Raw genomic sequence first — 20,506 nt, forward strand, 5'->3', positions numbered from 1 at the left:
TCAATAACTTAAGATTACATATAACATGTATTCAGATTCACGCATGGAATTATTTAAAAGAATTTGCCCGTAAATATAAGAAGGCATACTACAGTTCATTTCTTCTTTAATACATACGCTCAACCTTTATATTTAAGCGGCAGATAAACCATTTTCTTCGTCTCGAAGAAATCTTCTTTGAAGTAATCGGTCAAATTATAGACCTGTGCGGCTCTATAGTCTTTTAACTCATCATTCAGGTCTCCGCCTTTTAAATACAGTATTCCGTTTCTTACAGTGTGTACTGATTCCTTTTTTATTTTTCCTTTTATCCAGTGTACAAAAGTTGGCATTGCTGCCACAGCCCTACTGACGATAAAATCGAATTTACCAGGTATCTCCTCTACGCGAGCATTTATAGTAGTAACATTGGTTAGTTGTAAACCTTCAACCACCTCGTTCACCACTTTGATCTTTTTACCGATAGAATCCACTAAAGTAAAATGAACTTCAGGAAACATAATAGCTAATGGTATTCCAGGAAAACCACCACCAGTTCCAACATCTAATATTGATGAACCATCTTTAAAAGTTATAAATTTTGCAATTCCCAAGGAATGCAAAACATGCCTTAAATAGAGTTCATCTATGTCTTTTCTCGAAACCACATTTATTTTTTGATTCCAATCTTTATACAATTCCTCTAATTTTCTAAAATTTTGTTTCTGATTTTCAGATAAATTGGGAAAATTTTCAAATATGATTTCAACAGTCATGCTTATATTTGTAAGTAGATAATATTAGTATATTCACTGATGCAAAGATTTAGCTTTTAATTAAGCTATCAAACAATTATAGATTCAATTACATTGTACTAAGTAAAAGATTACCAAATTATGGCACAAGATACCATTCGTTTTCCAAGAACTGATTCTGCAAAGTTTTTTAAAACATTGAACAGCAGAGTTAATGATTATTTCAAAACTAATAAATTAAAGAAAACAGGAAACTGGAGACTTCACGTAAAAACGTTAGTGATGTTCGCCTTATTTCTTGCACCTTATTTTCTAATACTAACCTTAGGGCTACCAAATTGGGCTAATATCATTTTAACTATCGTTATGGGTGTTGGCATGGCAGGTGTTGGTATGAATGTTATGCATGATGGTAACCACGGTGCATATTCCAATAAAAAATGGGTAAACAAAGTAATGGGCAGCAGCATCTATATTCTTGCTGGTAATGTTTATAATTGGCAGGTACAACACAATGTGCTTCACCATACTTATACCAACATTCATGAACATGATGAAGACATGGAAGCGGGTAGAATTTTGCGTTTTTCGAAACATGCAGAATGGAAAAAACACCATAAGTTTCAACACTTTTATTCTGTATTGCTTTACGGACTTTTAACCTTCAACTGGGCTATTACTACCGATTTTCAGCAAATGTACAGGTATACAAAGCGTAAATTGTCATACGGTAAATTACCTAGTGCCACGATGAATTGGAGCACCTTGATCGTAACAAAATTATTATACATTACTATTTGGGTCGTACTACCGATGTTGATTTTAGATATCGCGTGGTGGAAAATATTAATCGGATTCTTTTTGATGCATTATGTTGCAGGGGTAATACTAAGTATGGTTTTTCAACTAGCACATATTGTTGATCATGCAGACACTCCGTTACCAGATGAATCAGGTACGATGAAAAATACTTGGGCTATTCATCAATTGTTTACTACTGTAAATTTTGGCACCAAAAACAAAATTGTAAATTGGTTTACCGGTGGATTAAACCATCAAGTGGAACACCACATCTTTCCCAATATAAGTCATGTACATTACACAAAAATTTCGAAAATTGTGAAACAGACTGCGCAGGAATTTAATTTACCATATCACGAGTATAAAACTACTAGAAAAGCTATAATTTCGCACTTCAAACATTTAAAAGAGCTAGGCAAAGAGCCTACTTTACAATACTAGAAATTAAGAGCACCCATGAGCAATCAACTTTCGGACAGAATTAACAGCGTTACACCGTCAGCTACTTTGGAAATGGCCGCAAAGGCCCGTGAATTAAGAGCACAAGGAAAAGATATTATTGGTTTGAGCTTAGGCGAACCAGATTTTAACACTCCTGATTATATTAAAGATGCTGCCATACAAGCTATTAATGATAATTACAATGCCTATTCACCTGTTGATGGGTATGTAGATCTTAAAAAAGCTATTATCACTAAATTTAAAAGAGATAATAATTTAAGCTATGATCTTGCACAAATTGTAGTTTCAACTGGTGCTAAGCAATCTTTATATAATGTTGCACAGGTTATCTTAAACCCTGGTGACGAAGTTATTTTACCATGCCCTTACTGGGTTAGCTATAGCGATATCGTTAAGTTAGCCGATGGTGTACCGGTAGAAGTAGCTACTACATTAGAGAACGATTTTAAAATGACTCCCGCTCAATTAGAGGCAGCAATTACACCTAAAACTAAAATGTTATGGTATAGTTCGCCTTGTAACCCAAGTGGATCTATTTATAGCAAAAAAGAATTACGTGCACTTGCAGATGTTTTGAAAAAACATCCTCAAATCATTATTGTAAGTGATGAAATATATGAGCATATTAATTATGGTGTAACAGCTCATGCTTCAATGGCAGAATTTGAAGATATGTATGATCGCACGGTTACCGTAAACGGAGTTGCAAAAGCATTTGCAATGACCGGATGGCGTATTGGTTATATTGGCGCACCTGCTTATATTGCTCGTGCGACAAATAAACTACAAGGTCAAGTAACCAGCGGCGCAAACTGTATTGCACAACGTGCCGTAATTACAGCTCTTGAAGAATCGCCAGACCGTATTAAATATATGGTAGATGAATTTAAAGAAAGACGTACTCTAATTTTAGGCTTACTGAACGAAATTGAAGGTTTTAAATGTAATGAGCCTGAAGGTGCATTTTACGTATACCCAGATGTAACTGCTTATTTCGGCAGAACATTTAACGGTACTACAATTAATAATGCATCAGACCTGTCTATGTACATTTTAGAAGCTGCCAATGTTGCTACCGTAACCGGTGATGCTTTTGGTAACGGAAATTGCATTCGTATTTCTTACGCTGCATCTGCAAAGGAAATTAAAGAGGCAATATCAAGAATTAAAGAAGCGCTGAAGTAAACCTCAGCTTATTGTATAAAAAAAAGTCCCTTCTAACGAAGGGACTTTTTTATTTTCATAAAATGAGTACTCTTAAGTTCTTTTCCAAAAATAAGGCGTTAACAATATCAGTACGGTAAAAAGTTCTAACCTACCTGCCAACATTAAAAAGCCACACCACCATTTTGCCAAATCTGGTAAACTATTAAAATTACTAACCGGATTTAAGCTCCCTAATGCCGGACCAACATTACCCAAAGATGACGCCGCGCCCCCAATGGCAGATTCAAAATCTAACCCCAAAAAGCCTAAAACTAAAGCTCCAATAATAAAGAGCAGCATGTAAAGCACAAAGAACCCGATGATATTATATACGATTTTCTCTTTTACAGTCTTGTTATTATAACGCACAGGAATGATGGCGTTTGTATGTAATGTTCGCTTAAACTCCAATACACCATTCTTAATAATCAATAGATGACGCATCACTTTTATACCACCTGCTGTTGAGCCTGCAGATCCTCCTAAGAAGAACAATCCGAAGAAAAACACGGTTAAAAAGGGTGTCCACTGTGTAAAATCTGCACTAACAAAACCTGTTGTGGTTATCACAGAAATTATCTGGAATAACGCATGTCTAAACGAACTTTCTGCCTTACCGAGCACCATTGGATATCCAGGGGTCAACTCTGTAATATTAGCTTGGTAATACACCACCAAGGCCACTATTATAGTAAAAACTATAACGAATCCGGAATAATACCTAAACTCTTCATCTTTAAACACTTTTTGAATTTTTCCCTTAAAAGCGAAATAACTCAATACAAAATTACTACCCGCAAGGAACATGAAAAAGATAATGATATACTGAATCAATGGTTGATCGTTCCAATACGCCACACTGGCATTTTTAGTTGAAAAACCACCTGTTGACAGTGTTGCCATAGCATGATTAATAGCGTCAAAAAACGACATACCCGCAATTTGTAATAAGATTGTTTCTGCTACCGTATACCCAAAATAAATAAGCCAAAGACGTTTTGCCGTATCAGTAATTCGTGGATGTAATTTATCGCCTGTTGGTCCCGGTGCCTCTGCAGAAAACAACTGCATTCCTCCAATACCCAACAAAGGTAGTATGGCAATTGCCAAAACGATAATACCCATGCCCCCTATCCAATGGGTCAAACTTCTCCAAAATAAAATTCCCTCTGGCATTGCTTCAATATCATCCATTATAGAAGCCCCAGTTGTCGTATAACCAGAAATAGTTTCGAAAAAAGCATTAGTTACCGTAGGTACCGCACCTGAGAATAAATAAGGCAGCATACCAGAAATGGACATCACTATCCACCCGAAAGTAACGATAATGTATCCTTCTTTTTGTTTTACTTCCTTTTTATGACCCCTGGTATAGTACATCATAAAAACCCCAACGAACATCGTGCTTATAGATGCTAAAGCGATACTTAAAGTAGCGCCGTCTTGGTAAATACCACTTACTACCGCCGCTAAAAGCATAAAGCCTCCGTTACAAAGTAACAGAAGCCCCATTATATGTATTATAATTCTTAAATTAAGCTGCATCTTAAAGGAACATTCGTTCTATTTTAGAAATCTCTGAAGGTAGACAACAAACCACTACCCTATCACCTTCTTGTATTTTAAATCCACCAAGTGCAATATGACCTTTACCATCTCGAACAACACCACCAATGGTAGCTGCTTTTGGAAAATCAAGTTCACGAATAGTTGCACCAGTTACTTTAGAATTTTTCTTTACTATAAATTCTAAAATCTCGGCATTTAAATTGTTCAAACGCATTAATGCCACTACCTCACCTTTTCGAATATGTCTAAATATGTTATTCGCCGCTAGTAGTTTTTTATTAATTAAAGTATCAATACCAATAGAATGTGAAAGCTGAAAATAATCCATATTCTCAACCAAGGCAATCGTCTTTTTAATATACTTAGACTTAGCAACCAAACATGACATGATGTTGGTTTCTGAATTTCCGGTTACCGCAATAAAGGCATCCATAGACTCAAGACTTTCTTCATCTAATAATTCAACATTTCTACCATCACCATTTATTACCAATGCATTCGGTAATTCATCTGCAAGGTCAAACGCTTTTTCTTTATTCTTTTCAATAAGCTTTACGTTGAATTTATTGGCACAAAGATCTCTAGCGGTTTTATAACCTACTTTGCTACCACCAAGAATCATTACATTCTTTATTTCCGTTTTTGTCTTACCGGTAAGTTTATAGAGTTCATCAACACCCTCTTTTACAGTTATAAAATATACCTGATCTCCTTCTTTAAACACCGTATCTCCACGAGGTATTACTGTATATTGGGTTCCTGTTCGCTGAAGTGCAATAGGCATAAAATGCAATTCGGGAAAAATCTTAGCTGCTTCTTTAACCATTTTACCAACAAATGGCGCAGATTTCAGTAAAGACACCCCTACCATAATCAACTCTCCATCTTCAAATTCATAGGTGTCGTTGAAGGCGGACTTATTCAACAACATTTGAATTTCTGTCGCAGCCAAAGCTTCTGGAGAAATCAATTCATCAATACCTAAATCTGAGAACCTCAATAACTCTTTATTCTTTATAAATTCAGTATTCGAAATTCTTGCAATTGTTCGCTTACACCCCAACTGCTTCGCCAACATGCAAAGTGTAAGGTTTGTAGTTTCTGAAGAGGTCACCGCGATAACTAAATCTGAATCTTTTACCTGAGCATCATTTAATACTGCAATAGAAGTTGCATCACCCTTTAAAACTCGTATATCTAGATGATTGTCTGCATAAGCCAGACTCTCTTTTTTAGAATCGATTAGTGTAATATCCTGTGATTCATAAGAAAGTAATTTGGCTAAATGAAAGCCTACTTCCCCAGCACCAGCAATTATAATCTTCATTTATTTTATTCGATCGCTAATTGACAAGTACAAATTTTCGACTCTAAACTATTATAAATTGTTTAAAAGCAGACTTGAAAAATATAGCATTTATTATGGCGCAAAATTACATAATTAAATTAGTTTATTCTTTATTTTCAATTGTTTACCGCATCAATAACCAACCTAAATCGCTAAAATGGAATTAAGCACTAGCTATATCGTATATTTGCCAAAAAAATAGCCATAAAATGCCCCAAAAAGTTACACCCTATAAAGATTCTGATTTAGGAAAGAAAGAACAAGTAACCAAAATGTTCGATACCATTTCTAAAAATTATGACGGCTTAAACCGTGTAATATCATTTGGAATAGATATTAAATGGCGTAAAAAGGTTGTAGAATTATTAAAAAAAGAAAACCCACAATCAATTCTAGATATTGCTACAGGTACCGGTGACCTTGCTATTGCCCTTGTTAAAACTGGCGCAAAAAAGATTGTAGGTCTAGATATTTCTCCAGGGATGCTAGCCGTCGGCAAAGAAAAAGTGACCGATAAAAAACTTGACAGTACTATTGAAATGGTCGTAGGCGATAGTGAAAACCTATTATTTGAAGACAATTCTTTTGATGCCGTAACGGTTTCTTTTGGTGTTCGGAATTTTGAAACTTTAGAAAAAGGTATGTCAGAAATATTACGCGTTTTAAAACCTAACGGTTCTTTAGTTGTACTAGAAACTTCGGTACCTACAAAAACGCCATACAAACAAGGATATAAGTTTTACACAAAAAATATACTTCCATTAATCGGAAAATTATTTTCAAAAGACAATTCAGCTTATGGCTATTTAAGCGAATCTGCTTCTGTTTTTCCACATGGCGAAAACTTCAACAATATTTTACATGAAATCGGGTTTATAGATGTAACGAATAAACCTCAAACATTTGGGGTTGCATCAATTTATGTGGCAAAAAAGGCTAACGCCTCGCTATAATTAGCACGCTCTCTTAAATTGTTGACTTACAATCGTAAACCACGATATATGAAGAAATGGTTTTTTATAGGATTTACATTATTTTTAATGACCAATACGTTGAGTGCTCAATTCAACGAAAGCCCCATATTGAACAAACAAAACGAAGACAAGAAACTCTTAAACTTTGGTTATTTCTTAGGTTTGAACCAATATGATTTTAAAATTGAATACAAAGAAAATGCCCAAGATATTTTGGTTAGCAAGAGCTTTGGATTTAATGTTGGATTGATTGGTGAAGTTCGACTTAATGAATTTTTAGATATTCGTTTTGAACCAGGATTGCATTATGGATCTAGATTAATGGGATTTCCTGGCTTTGACGATGAGCGAGATGCAATTAGAGAAGTAAAATCTACATATATTAACTTTCCTCTTTTATTGAAAGCCAGCACAAGACGGTTTGGCAATTTCAAACCTTTTTTATTAGGCGGAGCCTCAACCGGACTCAACTTAGGCAGTAACGAAGAAAGCCTTGATGATAATGAATCTGGCACTTTTAGAATGAAAAAATGGGTGTACAACTATGAACTTGGTTTTGGTATCGATTTCTATTTAGAGTACTTCAAGTTTACCCCTTCTATTCGTGGTGTTTTTGCTATAACCGACGAATTAGTTCCTGATAATGATCCTAACAGTCCGTGGACCGGAAACATAGAATCTTTAAAAACACGCGGAATTTTTATCAACTTTACTTTTGAATAGCAATTAGCAATTAGCAATTAGCAATTAGCAATTAGCAATTAGCAATTAGCAATTAGCAAAAGTTAAAAATTTTGAAATACAAGTCTTAGTTACCTTCTAATTTCATGAAGTAATATTGCCGTTGCAGACGCTACATTCAAACTTTCTGTAGTTACATCACCAAATTGTGGTATTGCCAATCTATCTGTACATAAAAGCGCTACAGCATTAGAAATACCTTTACCCTCATTACCCATAACCATAATACCCTTTTTAGGCAATTTTGAAGTAGTTACACTTACACCATTCATAAAAGTTCCGTATACTGGTATTTTGGTAGCTTTTAAAAACTCGATCAAATCCAAATACTGAATGTTCACCCTTGTAATCGAACCCATCGTAGCTTGCAATACCTTTGCGTTATAACAATCTACCGTATCTAAAGAACATATAATGTCCGAAATACCGAACCAATCGCAAAGTCGTATTATAGTCCCTAAATTACCTGGATCTTGAACTCCGTCTAACACCAATGTCCAGTCAGATAAGATCTTGTTACTCTCATAAGGTATGTGAAATACTCCCAGATATCCGTTCGGATTCTTAAGACTACTCATTTGACTTAATTCTTTTGATGAAATTTTAACTACATCATTATCATTCACCACTAAATCAGATGGGTCAACAGCGAATAATTTATATACTTTCATGCTTGAATTCACCACTTCTTCGACCGTCTTTTTTCCTTCGACAACAAATAACCCGTGCTCATTTCGGCACTTTTTTTGCTGTAGACTTTTGATAAGTTTCAATTCACTTTTGACAACCATTCAAATAATGTATTTTTGATTTCTATGAGGATGGCATTTTGCTCCAAAAACAACATGGCTAAATTAAGCTTATTATCCCTACTGGCAATAGTCTTGTTATCATGTAACTCGCTAAAAAAAGTAGAGGATGATGAATTCTTGGTGATTAAAAACGCTATTTATGCCGATTCTATTAAAGTAAATGATGAAGATTTAAAGAGTCTTATCTATCAAAAATCGAATTCGACCGTTTTAGGCTACCCCCTGAGACTTCATTTATATAACCTTGCCAAAGAAAACCCAGACTCTTCATACAGCGCATGGTTATACCGAAAAGAGAATAGAAAAAAAAGACTTGACCAACTACTTTCAGAAAAACAAGTAGAGCGTTTGGGCGAATCTTTCATTGTTAAAGGTTTAAGCAATTGGCTTAAAGATATTGGCGAAGAACCTACCATTTTAGATACGACAAAAACTAGATTAAGCTTGGCAAAGCTTAGTGCCTATTATCAGAGCAAAGGTTTCTTCACCAACAACACTACGTATTCTATTGACAGCAGTCGATACAAAAAAGCGAAAGTAAACTACCATATTGAACTTGGAGATCCCTATATGATCGATTCTCTAGGCAACAATATTTCATCGACAGCCATAGACTCGCTCTATTTCTTAAATTCTTCAAAATCATTAATTCGAGAAGGGCAGCAATTTGACCTTTCTAACTTTAATAGCGAACGCGAGCGCTTAACAGGTATTTTTAGAAATAGTGGTATTCGAAATTTTCAAGAAAGCTCTATTACTTTCGATATTTTACGAGACACCACCAGGTCTGCAGACGACCAACAAATGAATATCACCCTTAATATCGGTGATTTAAAAACAAGAGGAGAAAACGAAGTAACTACATCGTCTTACAAAGTAGAGAAGATAAATAAAATCAATATTTACACAGACTACCTATCGACAAACTCAAAAGATTCGCTTTACGCGATAGACTACCAAGATTACACGATACATTATTCTAAGAATTTTGACATTAAACCAAAAACATTGGCAAATGCCATCTTTTTTAAAAAAGATAGCATTTATCGAGATGTAGATAAGATCAGAACATCTAGACAACTAAATGCCCTGAATGTATTTAAATACCCGAATATTATTTTTGAGCCCGACTCTGTTGGTAACAAAGTGAATACCAATATTTACTTGGCACCTAAAACAAAGTATGCCTTTGCAACTGACTTTGAAGTTAGCCGTTCTAACCTGCGTCGTTTAGGTGTTGGTCTTGGCACTACGCTACTTATTAGAAATATATTTAAAGGCGCTGAAAATTTAAGCATATCTGCCAATGGATCTTATGGCCTATTAAGTAGTAATACTTTCGAAGCCAATTATTTTTCAGAATTTGGTGGTGACATTACTTTAGATTTTCCTAGGATCTGGTTTCCGTTCGTAAATACCTCTAGAATTATACCTAACTATACATTACCCAAAACAAGAATAGCCATGGGTACTAATTTTCAAAATAATATTGGTTTAGACAAACAGACGTTAAACGCTGTTCTAGGCTATAATTGGGTACCTAGCGATTTTATTAATCATGACGTAGAATTATTAAATATTCAGTTTGTTAGAAATGTTAATCAAGAAAGGTTTTATAATGTGTATACAAACACTTACGAACTTTTGAACGATATAGCAGATGATTATGAGGATGCCAATCTTTACCCAAATATAGCCTCATCTTTTGAAGCAGGGGATGATGACGGTGAACTAAATTTAATAATTCCATCAGGAACTAAAATATTTACAGATTCTATATTAAATGGTGGTATAGCTTCAACAACGGATGATTTTGATAATGTAAAAACTATTGAGGAAAGAAGAATTAGATTGACCGAAAATAATTTAATTTTTGCATCTAACTATACTTTCAATAAAACGAACCGAACAGGTATTATAGATAATTCATTTTATAAATTTCGATGGAAAATTGAAGGTGCCGGTAATGTATTATCAGCCCTTTCTACATTTATACCATTTAATAAAAAAGACAATGACCAATTACTAGTATTTAGTGTACCATTTTCACAATACATAAAAAACGAATTTGAATACGTTAAATATTGGGATCTGTCTCGTTCTAATGTTCTTGCCGCAAGAGCTTTTTTCGGTATCGCTATACCTTACGGAAACTCTGATAACATACCTTTTGTACGAAGCTATTTTGGTGGTGGATCAAATGACAATAGAGCTTGGTTCCCTTACTCCTTAGGTCCGGGAAGCACTTCGGCTATCAACGATTTTAATGAAGCAAACTTAAAGTTGGCTTTAAATTTGGAATATAGATTTCCTATTGCCGGTGATATTAATGGGGCAATTTTTGCTGATGCAGGTAATATCTGGAATGTTCTTGATAACGTTGAAGATCCTAATGCTACTTTTGACGGGTTAGGTTCTTTAAAAGATATTGCACTCGGCACAGGTCTTGGTCTAAGATATGATTTTACCTATTTTCTATTTCGATTAGATTTAGGGTTCAAAACCTATAATCCTGCTGAGATTCAGTCTAAACGTTGGTTTAGAGATTACAATTTTGCGAATTCCGTATTGCAAATAGGTATCAACTATCCCTTTTAAATATAATTGTTTTATTACTTTTGTTTTTCATTTTTTTTAGAAACAAACAACAACATAATTATGGCTCACAATATCAAACCGGGCGTTGCAACCGGAGACGAAGTTCAAGCAATTTTCAACTACGCAAAAGAAAAAGGATTTGCATTACCTGCAGTAAACGTTATTGGTTCTGATACCATTAACGGTGTTTTAGAGACAGCAGCAAGTTTAAATGCACCTGTTATCATTCAATTTTCTAATGGTGGAGCTCAGTTTAATGCTGGTAAAGGTCTTTCTAATGATGGGCAACAAGCAGCTATTTTAGGTGCAGTTGCAGGTGCTAAACACGTTCATCAATTGGCAGCGGCTTACGGTGCAACCGTAATTCTTCATACAGACCATTGTGCGAAAAAATTATTGCCTTGGATCGACGGTCTTTTAGATGCTAGTGAGAAACATTTTGCTGAAACAGGTAAATCTTTGTTCAGCTCGCATATGATCGATCTTTCTGAAGAGCCTTTAGAAGAGAACATCGAAATCTGCAAAGGGTATTTAGAACGCATGAGCAAAATGAACATGACGTTAGAAATTGAACTAGGTATTACTGGTGGTGAAGAAGATGGTGTTGACAATTCTGATGTAGATGATTCTAAATTATATACTCAACCAGAAGAAGTAGCATACGCCTACGAAGAGCTTTCTAAAGTTAGCCCAAGGTTTACTATCGCCGCAGCATTTGGTAATGTACATGGTGTATACAAGCCAGGTAACGTAAAGTTAACCCCGAAAATTCTTAAAAATTCTCAAGAACATATTTCTAAGAAATACGGTGTTGAGCACAACCATATCGATTTCGTATTTCATGGTGGATCTGGATCTACAGTTGAAGAAATTAGAGAAGGTATCAGCTACGGTGTAATAAAAATGAATATCGATACAGATTTACAATATGCTTTCTTAGCAGGTGTTCGTGACTATGTTCAAGATAATAAAGATTATTTACAGTCTCAAATAGGAAACCCTAAAGGAGCAGACGAACCTAACAAGAAATATTACGACCCAAGAGTTTGGTTGAGAAAAGGGGAATCTACATTCATAGAGCGTTTGAAAAAAGCGTTTGAAGATTTGAATAACGTAAATACGCTATAATACTTTAGGATAACCAAAAAATGGATGATATGACGGCTTGGTTTAAAAGAAAAGAAAAAGGGATACAAACTTCTACTGAAGAAAAAAAAGACACACCTAAAGGCTTGTGGTATAAATCGCCAACAGGCAAAATAGTTGAGTCAGATGATCTTGCAAAAAACTTTTATGTAAGTCCAGAAGATGATTATCATGTAAGAATAGGCAGTAAGGAATATTTTGAGATTTTATTCGATAACAACAAGTTTACCGAATTAGATGAAAAACTTACTTCTAAAGATCCTTTAAAATTTGAGGATACTAAAAAGTACGGTGATCGTTTAAAAGCTGCTCAAAAAAAGACCGGACTTAAAGATGCGGTTAGAACAGGCTACGGAAAATCTTTTGGCAAAGACATCGTTATCTGCTGTATGGATTTTAAATTTATTGGTGGATCTATGGGTAGTGTCGTTGGTGAGAAAATTGCACGAGGTATAGATTATGCCATTAAAAAGAAAACTCCATTCTTAATGATTTCAAAGTCTGGTGGTGCACGTATGATGGAAGCTGCGCTTTCATTAATGCAACTTGCAAAAACATCTGCCAAACTAGCCCAATTATCTGAAGCCGGTTTACCTTATATTTCTTTGTGCACAGACCCAACAACTGGTGGTACAACTGCATCATATGCCATGCTCGGCGACATTAACATTGCAGAGCCTGGCGCACTAATAGGTTTTGCAGGTCCGCGTATTGTAAAAGATACAACTGGTAAAGATTTACCTGAAGGTTTTCAATCTTCTGAATTTTTATTAGAACACGGATTTTTAGATTTTATTACACACAGAAGAGATTTGAAGAAAAAGATCAACCTTTATATAGATCTTATTCAAAACAATCCGGTAAGATCAGAAAAGACCGTAGCTTGAAAACATTAGTATTAAGTTTACTATCAATATGGTTTTTATGCTGTTCTACAGATAAAGAAAAAATGCTCGTCGATGAATCTGATTCGGCGAGCATTTTTGATTTAAATGCCCAAGTTACTGCTGTTGTTAGTTCAGGAGAAGCAGATAATTTATACCATTAGCACAACAATATCTAGCCCTGACAAAGGTTGCGAGCAATATGCAGATTGGTGGGAAATAATAGATTTAGAAGGAAATCTCATTTATAGAAGAATTCTAACTCATAGCCATGTAGATGAACAACCATTTACAAGGTCAGGTTCGAATATTCCGCTTAAAAATGACGATCAAGTTTATATTCGAGTGCATATGAACAACTCAGGTTATGCATCTGCCGTGCAAAGAGGGTCTGTTGAAAACGGATTTTCAGCTACTGAATTAAGCAATGAATTCGCACAACATTTAGAAAAAGCGGGACCCTTACCTAATGGTTGTGCTTTTTAAATCAAATTATCAGAATAACAATTAAACATTTCAAAAAAAATCATACCTTTGCGCCCTGATTGAAAACCAATCATGTACATAAAAATCATTTAAACTAATATTGGAATGTATTTAACAAAAGAAGTAAAAGCCGAAATTTTTAAGAAACACGGCGGTAAAGCAGAGAACACTGGTTCAACAGAAGGTCAAATTGCTTTATTCACACACCGAATCAATCACTTGACCGGTCACTTGAAAAGAAATCATAAAGACTACAACACTGAGCGTTCACTTGTGAAACTAGTAGGTAAAAGAAGAAGTCTTCTTGATTACATGATCAAAAATGATATTGTAAAATACAGAGAGCTAATTAAAGAGCTAGGTATTAGAAAATAATATTGCAAAAAAGGGGATAGTAAACTATCCCCTTTTTTTTAATTACTCTGCGCCTTCAGAGTATAAACCAAACACATTGGTAAAGGTGAACAAAAAGCTACACACGGTTTTTCATTGGTCAACACAACAACACAACAACTCCGACCAGAGAATTTCAGTCGGAAAGACCATTGTTTAACAAATCTGCACTGTGCAGATTTTAATCGAATTTTATGATTCCAAAAGTATTTAGAGAGGTCATAGACCTTGGTGACGGTAGAGAAATTTCTATCGAAACAGGAAAATTGGCAAAACAGGCGCACGGTTCTGTTGTTGTACAATCAGGAAAATGTATGTTATTATGTACAGTTGTTTCCAACTACAAACAAAGTGATGTGGACTTTCTTCCACTAACGGTAGATTACCGTGAAAAATTTGCTGCTGCTGGTCGTTACCCAGGTGGTTTCTTCAAAAGAGAAGCTAGACCTAGTGATGGTGAAGTTTTAACTATGCGTTTGGTGGATCGTGTTTTACGTCCATTATTCCCAAAAGATTATCACGCAGAAACACAAGTTATGATTCAGTTAATGTCTCATGATGATGATGTTATGCCTGAAGCTATGGCTGGTTTAGCCGCTTCTGCTGCTATTCAATTATCAGATTTCCCATTTGAATGCCCTATCTCTGAAGCAAGAGTTGGTCGTGTAAACGGTGAATTCATTATTAACCCAACAAGAGCACAATTAGCGGAGTCTGACATCGATATGATGATTGGAGCATCAGCTGATTCTGTAATGATGGTTGAAGGTGAAATGGATGAAATTTCTGAAGAAGAAATGGCAGATGCTATTAAATTTGCTCATGAAGCCATTAAAGTTCAATGTGCTGCTCAAGTAAAATTAGCTGAAGCTTTCGGTAAGAAAGAAGTACGTGAATATCCTGAAGAAAGAGAAGATAAAGATTTAGCAAAGAAAATTCATGACATGGCATATGATAAAGTATATGCTATTGCAAAAGCTGGTTCAGCTAAGCATGAAAGAAGCGCTGCTTTCTCTGAAATTAAAGAAGAAATCAAAGCAACATTTTCTGAAGAAGAATTAGCAGATTATGGTGATTTGGTATCTAAATATTACGCTAAAGCTGAAAAAGCTGCTATTAGAACTTTAACCTTAGATGAAGGTTTACGTTTAGATGGTCGTAAGACAGATGAGATTAGACCAATTTGGTGTGAGGTTGATTATTTACCATCTACACATGGTTCTGCAATTTTCACAAGAGGTGAAACTCAAGCATTGGCTACGGTAACTTTAGGTACTTCTAGAGATGCCAATAAAATAGATATGCCATCTTACGAAGGTGAAGAAAATTTCTATTTACATTATAACTTCCCTCCTTTTTGTACAGGTGAAGCTAGACCATTAAGAGGAACATCTCGTAGAGAAGTTGGTCATGGTAACTTGGCGCAACGTGGTTTAAAAGGAATGATACCTGCTGATTGTCCTTATACTGTACGTGTAGTATCTGAAGTATTAGAATCTAACGGTTCTTCTTCTATGGCTACAGTTTGTGCTGGTACAATGGCATTGATGGACGCTGGTGTTCAAATGATCAGACCAGTTTCTGGTATTGCAATGGGATTAATTTCTGATGCAGAAACCGGAAAATATGCTGTTCTTTCCGATATTCTTGGTGATGAAGATCACTTAGGTGATATGGACTTTAAAGTTACAGGTACTTCAGAAGGTATTACTGCTTGCCAAATGGATATTAAAGTAAAAGGATTGTCTTATGAAATTTTAGTGAATGCACTAAAACAAGCAAGAAATGGTCGTTTACATATCTTAGGCAAAATCACAGATACTATCTCTACTCCTAATTCTGATGTAAAAGAACATGCACCAACCATGGTAACCCGTAGAATTCCAAACGAATTTATCGGAGCTCTTATTGGTCCTGGTGGAAAAGTAATTCAAGAGATGCAAAAAGAAACTGAGACAACTATCGTTATAAACGAAGATCCAGTTACTGAAGAAGGTATCGTTGAAATCTTAGGTGTTGGTAGAGAAGGTATTAATGCTGTTATGGCAAAAATTGATGCTATTCTGTTCAAACCTACTGTAGGTAGCGTATACGAAGTAAAAGTGATCAAAATGTTAGATTTTGGTGCTGTTGTTGAATATATGGATGCTCCAGGAAACGAAGTTTTACTTCACGTATCTGAATTAGCTTGGGAAAGAACTGAAAATGTTACTGACGTTGTTAATATGGGCGATGTTTTTGATGTAAAATATTTCGGACTCGATCCAAGAACTAGAAAAGAGAAAGTTTCTCGTAAAGCGCTTTTACCAAAACCAGAAGGTTATGTTGAAAGACCACCACGCGATGACAAAAAAAGAGATGACCGTCGTGGAAACGATCGTAATCGCGATAGAAAACCAAGAAGAGATTAATCAAAAAAAATAATTTTTCTCAATTAAAAACCCCTTGTTTGTATATTTTACAAACAAGGGGTTTTTAATTAAGCAGTATAATGTCTATGTTTTTTTATTGTTTGCTACGCAACCTTTTTTGACAAACAAAGACTATTATAAAAAGACAAACAAATCATGAAGAAAATTTTCTTATTAAAATTAATAACTATTTACATTGTAAGCATTTTATGTAGTTGCAGTAAAAACAAAGAGGTTGAAGAGATAATTACAGATGAGGAATACGAAACACTCACAACAATTGACGGAATTATGTATAATATCTGTAACACAGAAGTAATCAACTCATCCTCAGGTACTATATGTTGTATATCAGGTCCTTTAGAAGCGGAGGTTAACGATATTATCCAATTTGAATATTCTGGAAATCTAGAAGGAGAAGTCGAAGTTACTTGGGAAGTTATATCGGGAGAACTACTCTTAAAAAACACTAATTTAAATGTTGCTACCTTTGAAGTTCAAGAAGGCTTTAATGGTGGAAGTATACTTTCTTTAGGCACTTCAAATTCATATGTATGTAGCGAAGCAATTGAAATTACTTTGATAAACTAAGTCAAAATTTTGTCCTTTTCATGTCCAAAAGTATTTAGCTACTTAAAGGTTTCTGTTTTTTAATTTAGAAATTAAGATAATAGACTTACTTAAAGAATAGAAAAATATTGAAAATTTTCAACTAATAAACTATACCTTAAATACTAGAATTGAAGCTGGACCAACTTATAAGTCAGTGTATTAAAAAAGACCGTAAAGCACAGGAAATTCTTTATAACCTTTACAAAGGAAAGCTCTTTCCTATATGCTTAAAATATTGTAGTTCCCATAGTGAAGCAGAAGACCACCTGCATGATACATTTATTATCATTTTCGATACAATTATAAAATATAAGGGTAAAGGTTCGTTTGAAGGGTGGATGAAGCGAATTGCAATAAATAAGGCAATTGATAAATACAAAAAAAACAACGTTTATAGTTTAGACGATAATACTGCCAATACTTTAACCGAGGATCATACTCTTGAGGATGAAGATTTACCACCAACCTTGGAAGCGCTAATTGCCCTTATACAAGAACTGCCAAACCGGTATAGAATTATATTTAACTTATATGAAATTGACGGATTTTCCCATAAAGAAATTTCAGAGCTGTTAAATATCTCCGATAGTACTTCAAAATCGAACCTTCACAGGGCAAAAGCCATTTTAAAAAAGAAGATTTTGGCAAAAAAGAACAAAGTGGACTATAAAACCGACAATTATGGAAGATAAAAAAGACTTCGGAAATATATTCCGAGACCGATTGTCGAACGCTGAAATAGAACCAAATAAAAGTCTTTGGGGTTCCATTGAAAAAACTTTAGGCAAAAAACGAAGGAAACGAATAGGTTTTATATGGTTCTGGAGTGGTTTAGTAGCATTTATTGGGATCCTGTCTGTTTACTCTATTATTGAACAAAAAGAAAAAAGTGATTATATTAAAAATGAAAAACAGTCTAATACTGAAACTGAAAAGAATAAAGAAATTAACCCAGAAAATAAGAGTTCCACAAATAAATCATCGTATTATAAATCTCATAAGAATAAAGATAGTAAAACAACAAACTTTTTTAAAGATTCCTTGAATGAAGCTAATTTTCAATCAACCAACAATCGCAAAAGCAGCATAAACGAAAACAAAAAAAAAGTATCAATTAGTAGTAAAGGTAATTTTGATTCAAGAGTTACTTCTTTAAAAAATCAGAAAAATGAAAAGGAAATTACCCCAGTAGTAAAAACTAAAAACAATGCAACAACGAAGAACACTAAATATTCTTCTAAGGAAAATTCTGTACAAGTAAAAAATAAAAATCTACCTAATACTATTGCTATAAATAACCGAGACAGCATTGTAAAAAAAGTTTTGCAAGTGAATGATTCTAGCGCAAAAAAAGAATTGCCTAAAAGAAAAAAGAAAGAAGAGGAAAACGTAAAACCAATTAAAAAGGCATTAAGCGCTGCTCCCTGGATGATTTCTGTACAAGCATCGCCTACTTATTATAACTACCTCTTAAAAGGTAACCCATATGAACAAAGTTTGACTGGTGGTACATTAATAGGAAATATTTCTTACTCTTATGGCGCACTTATAAATATCCCTATTTCGGATAAAATTACATTTAGATTTGGTTACCGAAAATCTAATTTTTCGTTTAAAATTGAAAACGCCCTCAATGAGCTTTCCAATGAAAGAACTTTTAATTTGCTAACCGACAAAGCAATTGAAAGAAATGGATTACCTGTGCCAAATGTCATTCTCAATAAAATATACGACGGAGAAATGTTTGACATAGAACAGAAAATGGAGTATCACGAAATTCCTTTAGAATTAAACTATACATTGAATAAAAATAAAGTTACAATTGATGCTATTACTGGTATTGGTCTTATGATACTAGGTGATAACGCAGTCCACATTAAAAACGAAGCGGGAATAGCCGAAATTGGTACAATTAAGTATTTGAAAAAAGCTACAATTACACCTATCATAGGAATAGGTATTCGTTATGCTTTAACCGAAAAAATACGGTTAGACGTAGAGCCTATTTTGCAATATCAAATAGATACATTCGAAAAAGAATTCCGTAATCAACATCCTTTTATCTTTAGACTTCAAACAGGAATTACTTTAAAATTATAAAGCAAATACCCAGTAAAACATGTATTTCATCTAAAATTCACTATTTTATTTACCCAATTGTAACATTCGGAAGATTTTTACGTATAAGTATATGCAGTCTATGCAAACTGAACTTAATTTATTTTAATGAGACAGCTTAAGATTACAAAACAGGTTACCAATAGGGAAACCGCATCTTTGGACAAGTACTTACAAGAAATTGGAAAAGTTGACTTGATTACCGCTGATGAAGAAGTAGAGTTGGCACAACGTATCAAGGCAGGCGATCAACTCGCTCTTGAAAAACTTACCAAAGCCAACCTCAGATTCGTGGTATCAGTTGCAAAGCAGTACCAAAACCAGGGACTTACTTTACCAGATTTAATTAACGAGGGTAACCTTGGTCTAATTAAAGCTGCACAGCGTTTTGACGAAACGCGGGGATTTAAATTTATCTCCTACGCCGTATGGTGGATCCGTCAATCTATATTACAAGCTTTGGCAGAACAATCTCGTATCGTTCGTTTGCCATTGAACAAAATTGGTTCTATCAACAAAATCAACAAGACTTTTGCTTTCTTAGAGCAAGCGCATGAAAGAATGCCTTCTCCTGAAGAAATTGCAAAAGAATTGGATATGACTGTTGATGACGTAAAACAATCATTGAAAAACTCAGGTAGACACGTATCTATGGATGCTCCTCTAATTGATGGTGAAGATTCTAACCTTTATGATGTACTTCGTAGTGGCGAGTCTCCTAACCCAGATAGAGAATTATTACATGAGTCTCTTCGTACAGAAATTGAGCGTGCTTTAGAAACATTAACGCCTCGTGAGGCAGATGTTATTCGCTTATACTTTGGTCTTGCAGGTCAACATTCTATGACCTTAGAAGAAATTGGTGAAACTTTCGATCTTACAAGAGAAAGAGTTCGTCAAATTAAAGAAAAAGCTATTAGACGTTTAAAGCATACTTCTAGAAGTAAAATATTAAAAACGTATTTGGGTTAAAAAACTTAAGCGTTCAAGCTATAAAAATTGCACGTTAAATATTCATTAAATTGGCAATATTGGCATATTAGTTGTAATTTTAACGGTAACAACAGTTTATCATGACTGTTCGTTTTTTGATTGATGAATAAACTCCGGCTGATTACCGGAGTTTTTCCATTTGTAATAGTTTGTAATGCAATTTAAAAAGCTAAGTATCTGAATACTGATATATACCCTAAAAAATCTTTCCTTATCTT

General features: G+C 34.5%; 18 protein-coding genes. 14 read left to right on the forward strand and 4 right to left on the reverse strand.

Features of this window, described 5'->3' with window-relative positions; all coding sequences use genetic code 11:
* Nucleotides 1-119 precede the first annotated feature (119 nt).
* Entirely contained in the window at nucleotides 120-755 is a 636-nt protein-coding gene (rsmG, locus tag ACPF9A_RS04460; RefSeq protein WP_424002037.1) for a 16S rRNA (guanine(527)-N(7))-methyltransferase RsmG, read from the reverse strand.
* A 120-nt stretch (nucleotides 756-875) separates the two neighbouring features.
* On the opposite strand from rsmG, the gene ACPF9A_RS04465 reads away from it, so the two are divergent.
* Both ACPF9A_RS04465 and ACPF9A_RS04470 read left to right on the forward strand, forming a co-directional pair.
* Nucleotides 876-1,976 carry a fatty acid desaturase family protein gene (locus tag ACPF9A_RS04465; protein ID WP_424002039.1) on the forward strand — a complete coding sequence of 367 codons (1,101 nt, stop codon included), beginning with the start codon at nucleotides 876-878 and terminating at the stop codon, nucleotides 1,974-1,976.
* A gap of 15 nt (nucleotides 1,977-1,991) precedes the next feature.
* Complete coding sequence (locus ACPF9A_RS04470; protein WP_424002041.1) at nucleotides 1,992-3,182, forward strand: pyridoxal phosphate-dependent aminotransferase; 1,191 nt, start codon at nucleotides 1,992-1,994, stop codon at nucleotides 3,180-3,182.
* A gap of 72 nt (nucleotides 3,183-3,254) precedes the next feature.
* Here the strand turns inward: ACPF9A_RS04470 and ACPF9A_RS04475 are convergent, their stop codons facing one another.
* Together ACPF9A_RS04475 and trkA are read right to left on the reverse strand one after the other, a co-directional pair.
* The gene (locus ACPF9A_RS04475; RefSeq protein WP_424002043.1) at nucleotides 3,255-4,748 is read right to left on the reverse strand and encodes a TrkH family potassium uptake protein; all 1,494 of its coding nucleotides are present in this window, start codon (nucleotides 4,746-4,748) and stop codon (nucleotides 3,255-3,257) included.
* A gap of 1 nt (nucleotide 4,749) precedes the next feature.
* Nucleotides 4,750-6,099, reverse strand: coding sequence for a Trk system potassium transporter TrkA (trkA, locus tag ACPF9A_RS04480; RefSeq protein WP_424002045.1), 1,350 nt, complete (start codon nucleotides 6,097-6,099; stop codon nucleotides 4,750-4,752).
* 230 nt (nucleotides 6,100-6,329) lie between these two features.
* On the opposite strand from trkA, the gene ubiE reads away from it, so the two are divergent.
* Complete coding sequence (gene ubiE, locus ACPF9A_RS04485) at nucleotides 6,330-7,073, forward strand: bifunctional demethylmenaquinone methyltransferase/2-methoxy-6-polyprenyl-1,4-benzoquinol methylase UbiE (protein ID WP_424002047.1); 744 nt, start codon at nucleotides 6,330-6,332, stop codon at nucleotides 7,071-7,073.
* Nucleotides 7,074-7,121: 48 nt separating this feature from the next.
* Complete coding sequence (locus tag ACPF9A_RS04490) at nucleotides 7,122-7,817, forward strand: porin family protein (RefSeq protein WP_424002049.1); 696 nt, start codon at nucleotides 7,122-7,124, stop codon at nucleotides 7,815-7,817.
* An 89-nt stretch (nucleotides 7,818-7,906) separates the two neighbouring features.
* On the opposite strand, the gene ACPF9A_RS04495 is transcribed toward ACPF9A_RS04490, so the two are convergent.
* On the reverse strand, nucleotides 7,907-8,626 hold the full coding sequence (locus ACPF9A_RS04495) for a TrmH family RNA methyltransferase (RefSeq protein WP_424002051.1): 720 nt from the start codon (nucleotides 8,624-8,626) through the stop codon (nucleotides 7,907-7,909).
* Between the two features lie 54 nt (nucleotides 8,627-8,680).
* Here ACPF9A_RS04495 and ACPF9A_RS04500 point away from each other — a divergent pair, with 54 nt between their 5' ends.
* The 10 genes from ACPF9A_RS04500 to ACPF9A_RS04545 all read left to right on the forward strand — a co-directional run bounded on the left by ACPF9A_RS04500 (nucleotide 8,681) and on the right by ACPF9A_RS04545 (nucleotide 20,267).
* Nucleotides 8,681-11,245, forward strand: a complete 2,565-nt coding sequence (locus tag ACPF9A_RS04500; protein WP_424002053.1) for a BamA/TamA family outer membrane protein — start codon at nucleotides 8,681-8,683, stop codon at nucleotides 11,243-11,245.
* A gap of 60 nt (nucleotides 11,246-11,305) precedes the next feature.
* Nucleotides 11,306-12,373, forward strand: coding sequence for a class II fructose-bisphosphate aldolase (gene fbaA / locus ACPF9A_RS04505; RefSeq protein WP_424002055.1), 1,068 nt, complete (start codon nucleotides 11,306-11,308; stop codon nucleotides 12,371-12,373).
* A 29-nt stretch (nucleotides 12,374-12,402) separates the two neighbouring features.
* Complete coding sequence (gene accD / locus ACPF9A_RS04510; RefSeq protein ID WP_424004423.1) at nucleotides 12,403-13,278, forward strand: acetyl-CoA carboxylase, carboxyltransferase subunit beta; 876 nt, start codon at nucleotides 12,403-12,405, stop codon at nucleotides 13,276-13,278.
* Between the two features lie 105 nt (nucleotides 13,279-13,383).
* On the forward strand, nucleotides 13,384-13,761 hold the full coding sequence (locus ACPF9A_RS04515) for a hypothetical protein (RefSeq protein ID WP_424002057.1): 378 nt from the start codon (nucleotides 13,384-13,386) through the stop codon (nucleotides 13,759-13,761).
* 105 nt (nucleotides 13,762-13,866) lie between these two features.
* Complete coding sequence (gene rpsO / locus ACPF9A_RS04520) at nucleotides 13,867-14,136, forward strand: 30S ribosomal protein S15 (RefSeq protein WP_038235085.1); 270 nt, start codon at nucleotides 13,867-13,869, stop codon at nucleotides 14,134-14,136.
* A 212-nt stretch (nucleotides 14,137-14,348) separates the two neighbouring features.
* The gene (locus ACPF9A_RS04525; RefSeq protein WP_424002059.1) at nucleotides 14,349-16,565 is read left to right on the forward strand and encodes a polyribonucleotide nucleotidyltransferase; all 2,217 of its coding nucleotides are present in this window, start codon (nucleotides 14,349-14,351) and stop codon (nucleotides 16,563-16,565) included.
* Nucleotides 16,566-16,721: 156 nt separating this feature from the next.
* The gene (locus tag ACPF9A_RS04530) at nucleotides 16,722-17,156 is read left to right on the forward strand and encodes a hypothetical protein (RefSeq protein ID WP_424002061.1); all 435 of its coding nucleotides are present in this window, start codon (nucleotides 16,722-16,724) and stop codon (nucleotides 17,154-17,156) included.
* A gap of 149 nt (nucleotides 17,157-17,305) precedes the next feature.
* The gene (locus ACPF9A_RS04535; RefSeq protein ID WP_424002063.1) at nucleotides 17,306-17,869 is read left to right on the forward strand and encodes an RNA polymerase sigma factor; all 564 of its coding nucleotides are present in this window, start codon (nucleotides 17,306-17,308) and stop codon (nucleotides 17,867-17,869) included.
* Entirely contained in the window at nucleotides 17,859-19,277 is a 1,419-nt protein-coding gene (locus ACPF9A_RS04540; RefSeq protein ID WP_424002065.1) for a hypothetical protein, read from the forward strand. Before ACPF9A_RS04535 ends, ACPF9A_RS04540 begins: the two co-directional genes overlap by 11 nt.
* 126 nt (nucleotides 19,278-19,403) lie before the next feature.
* Nucleotides 19,404-20,267, forward strand: a complete 864-nt coding sequence (locus tag ACPF9A_RS04545; protein ID WP_424002067.1) for a sigma-70 family RNA polymerase sigma factor — start codon at nucleotides 19,404-19,406, stop codon at nucleotides 20,265-20,267.
* Nucleotides 20,268-20,506 lie beyond the last annotated feature (239 nt).

Source organism: Maribacter sp. IgM3_T14_3 (assembly GCF_049603095.1).
GTDB lineage: Bacteria > Bacteroidota > Bacteroidia > Flavobacteriales > Flavobacteriaceae > Maribacter.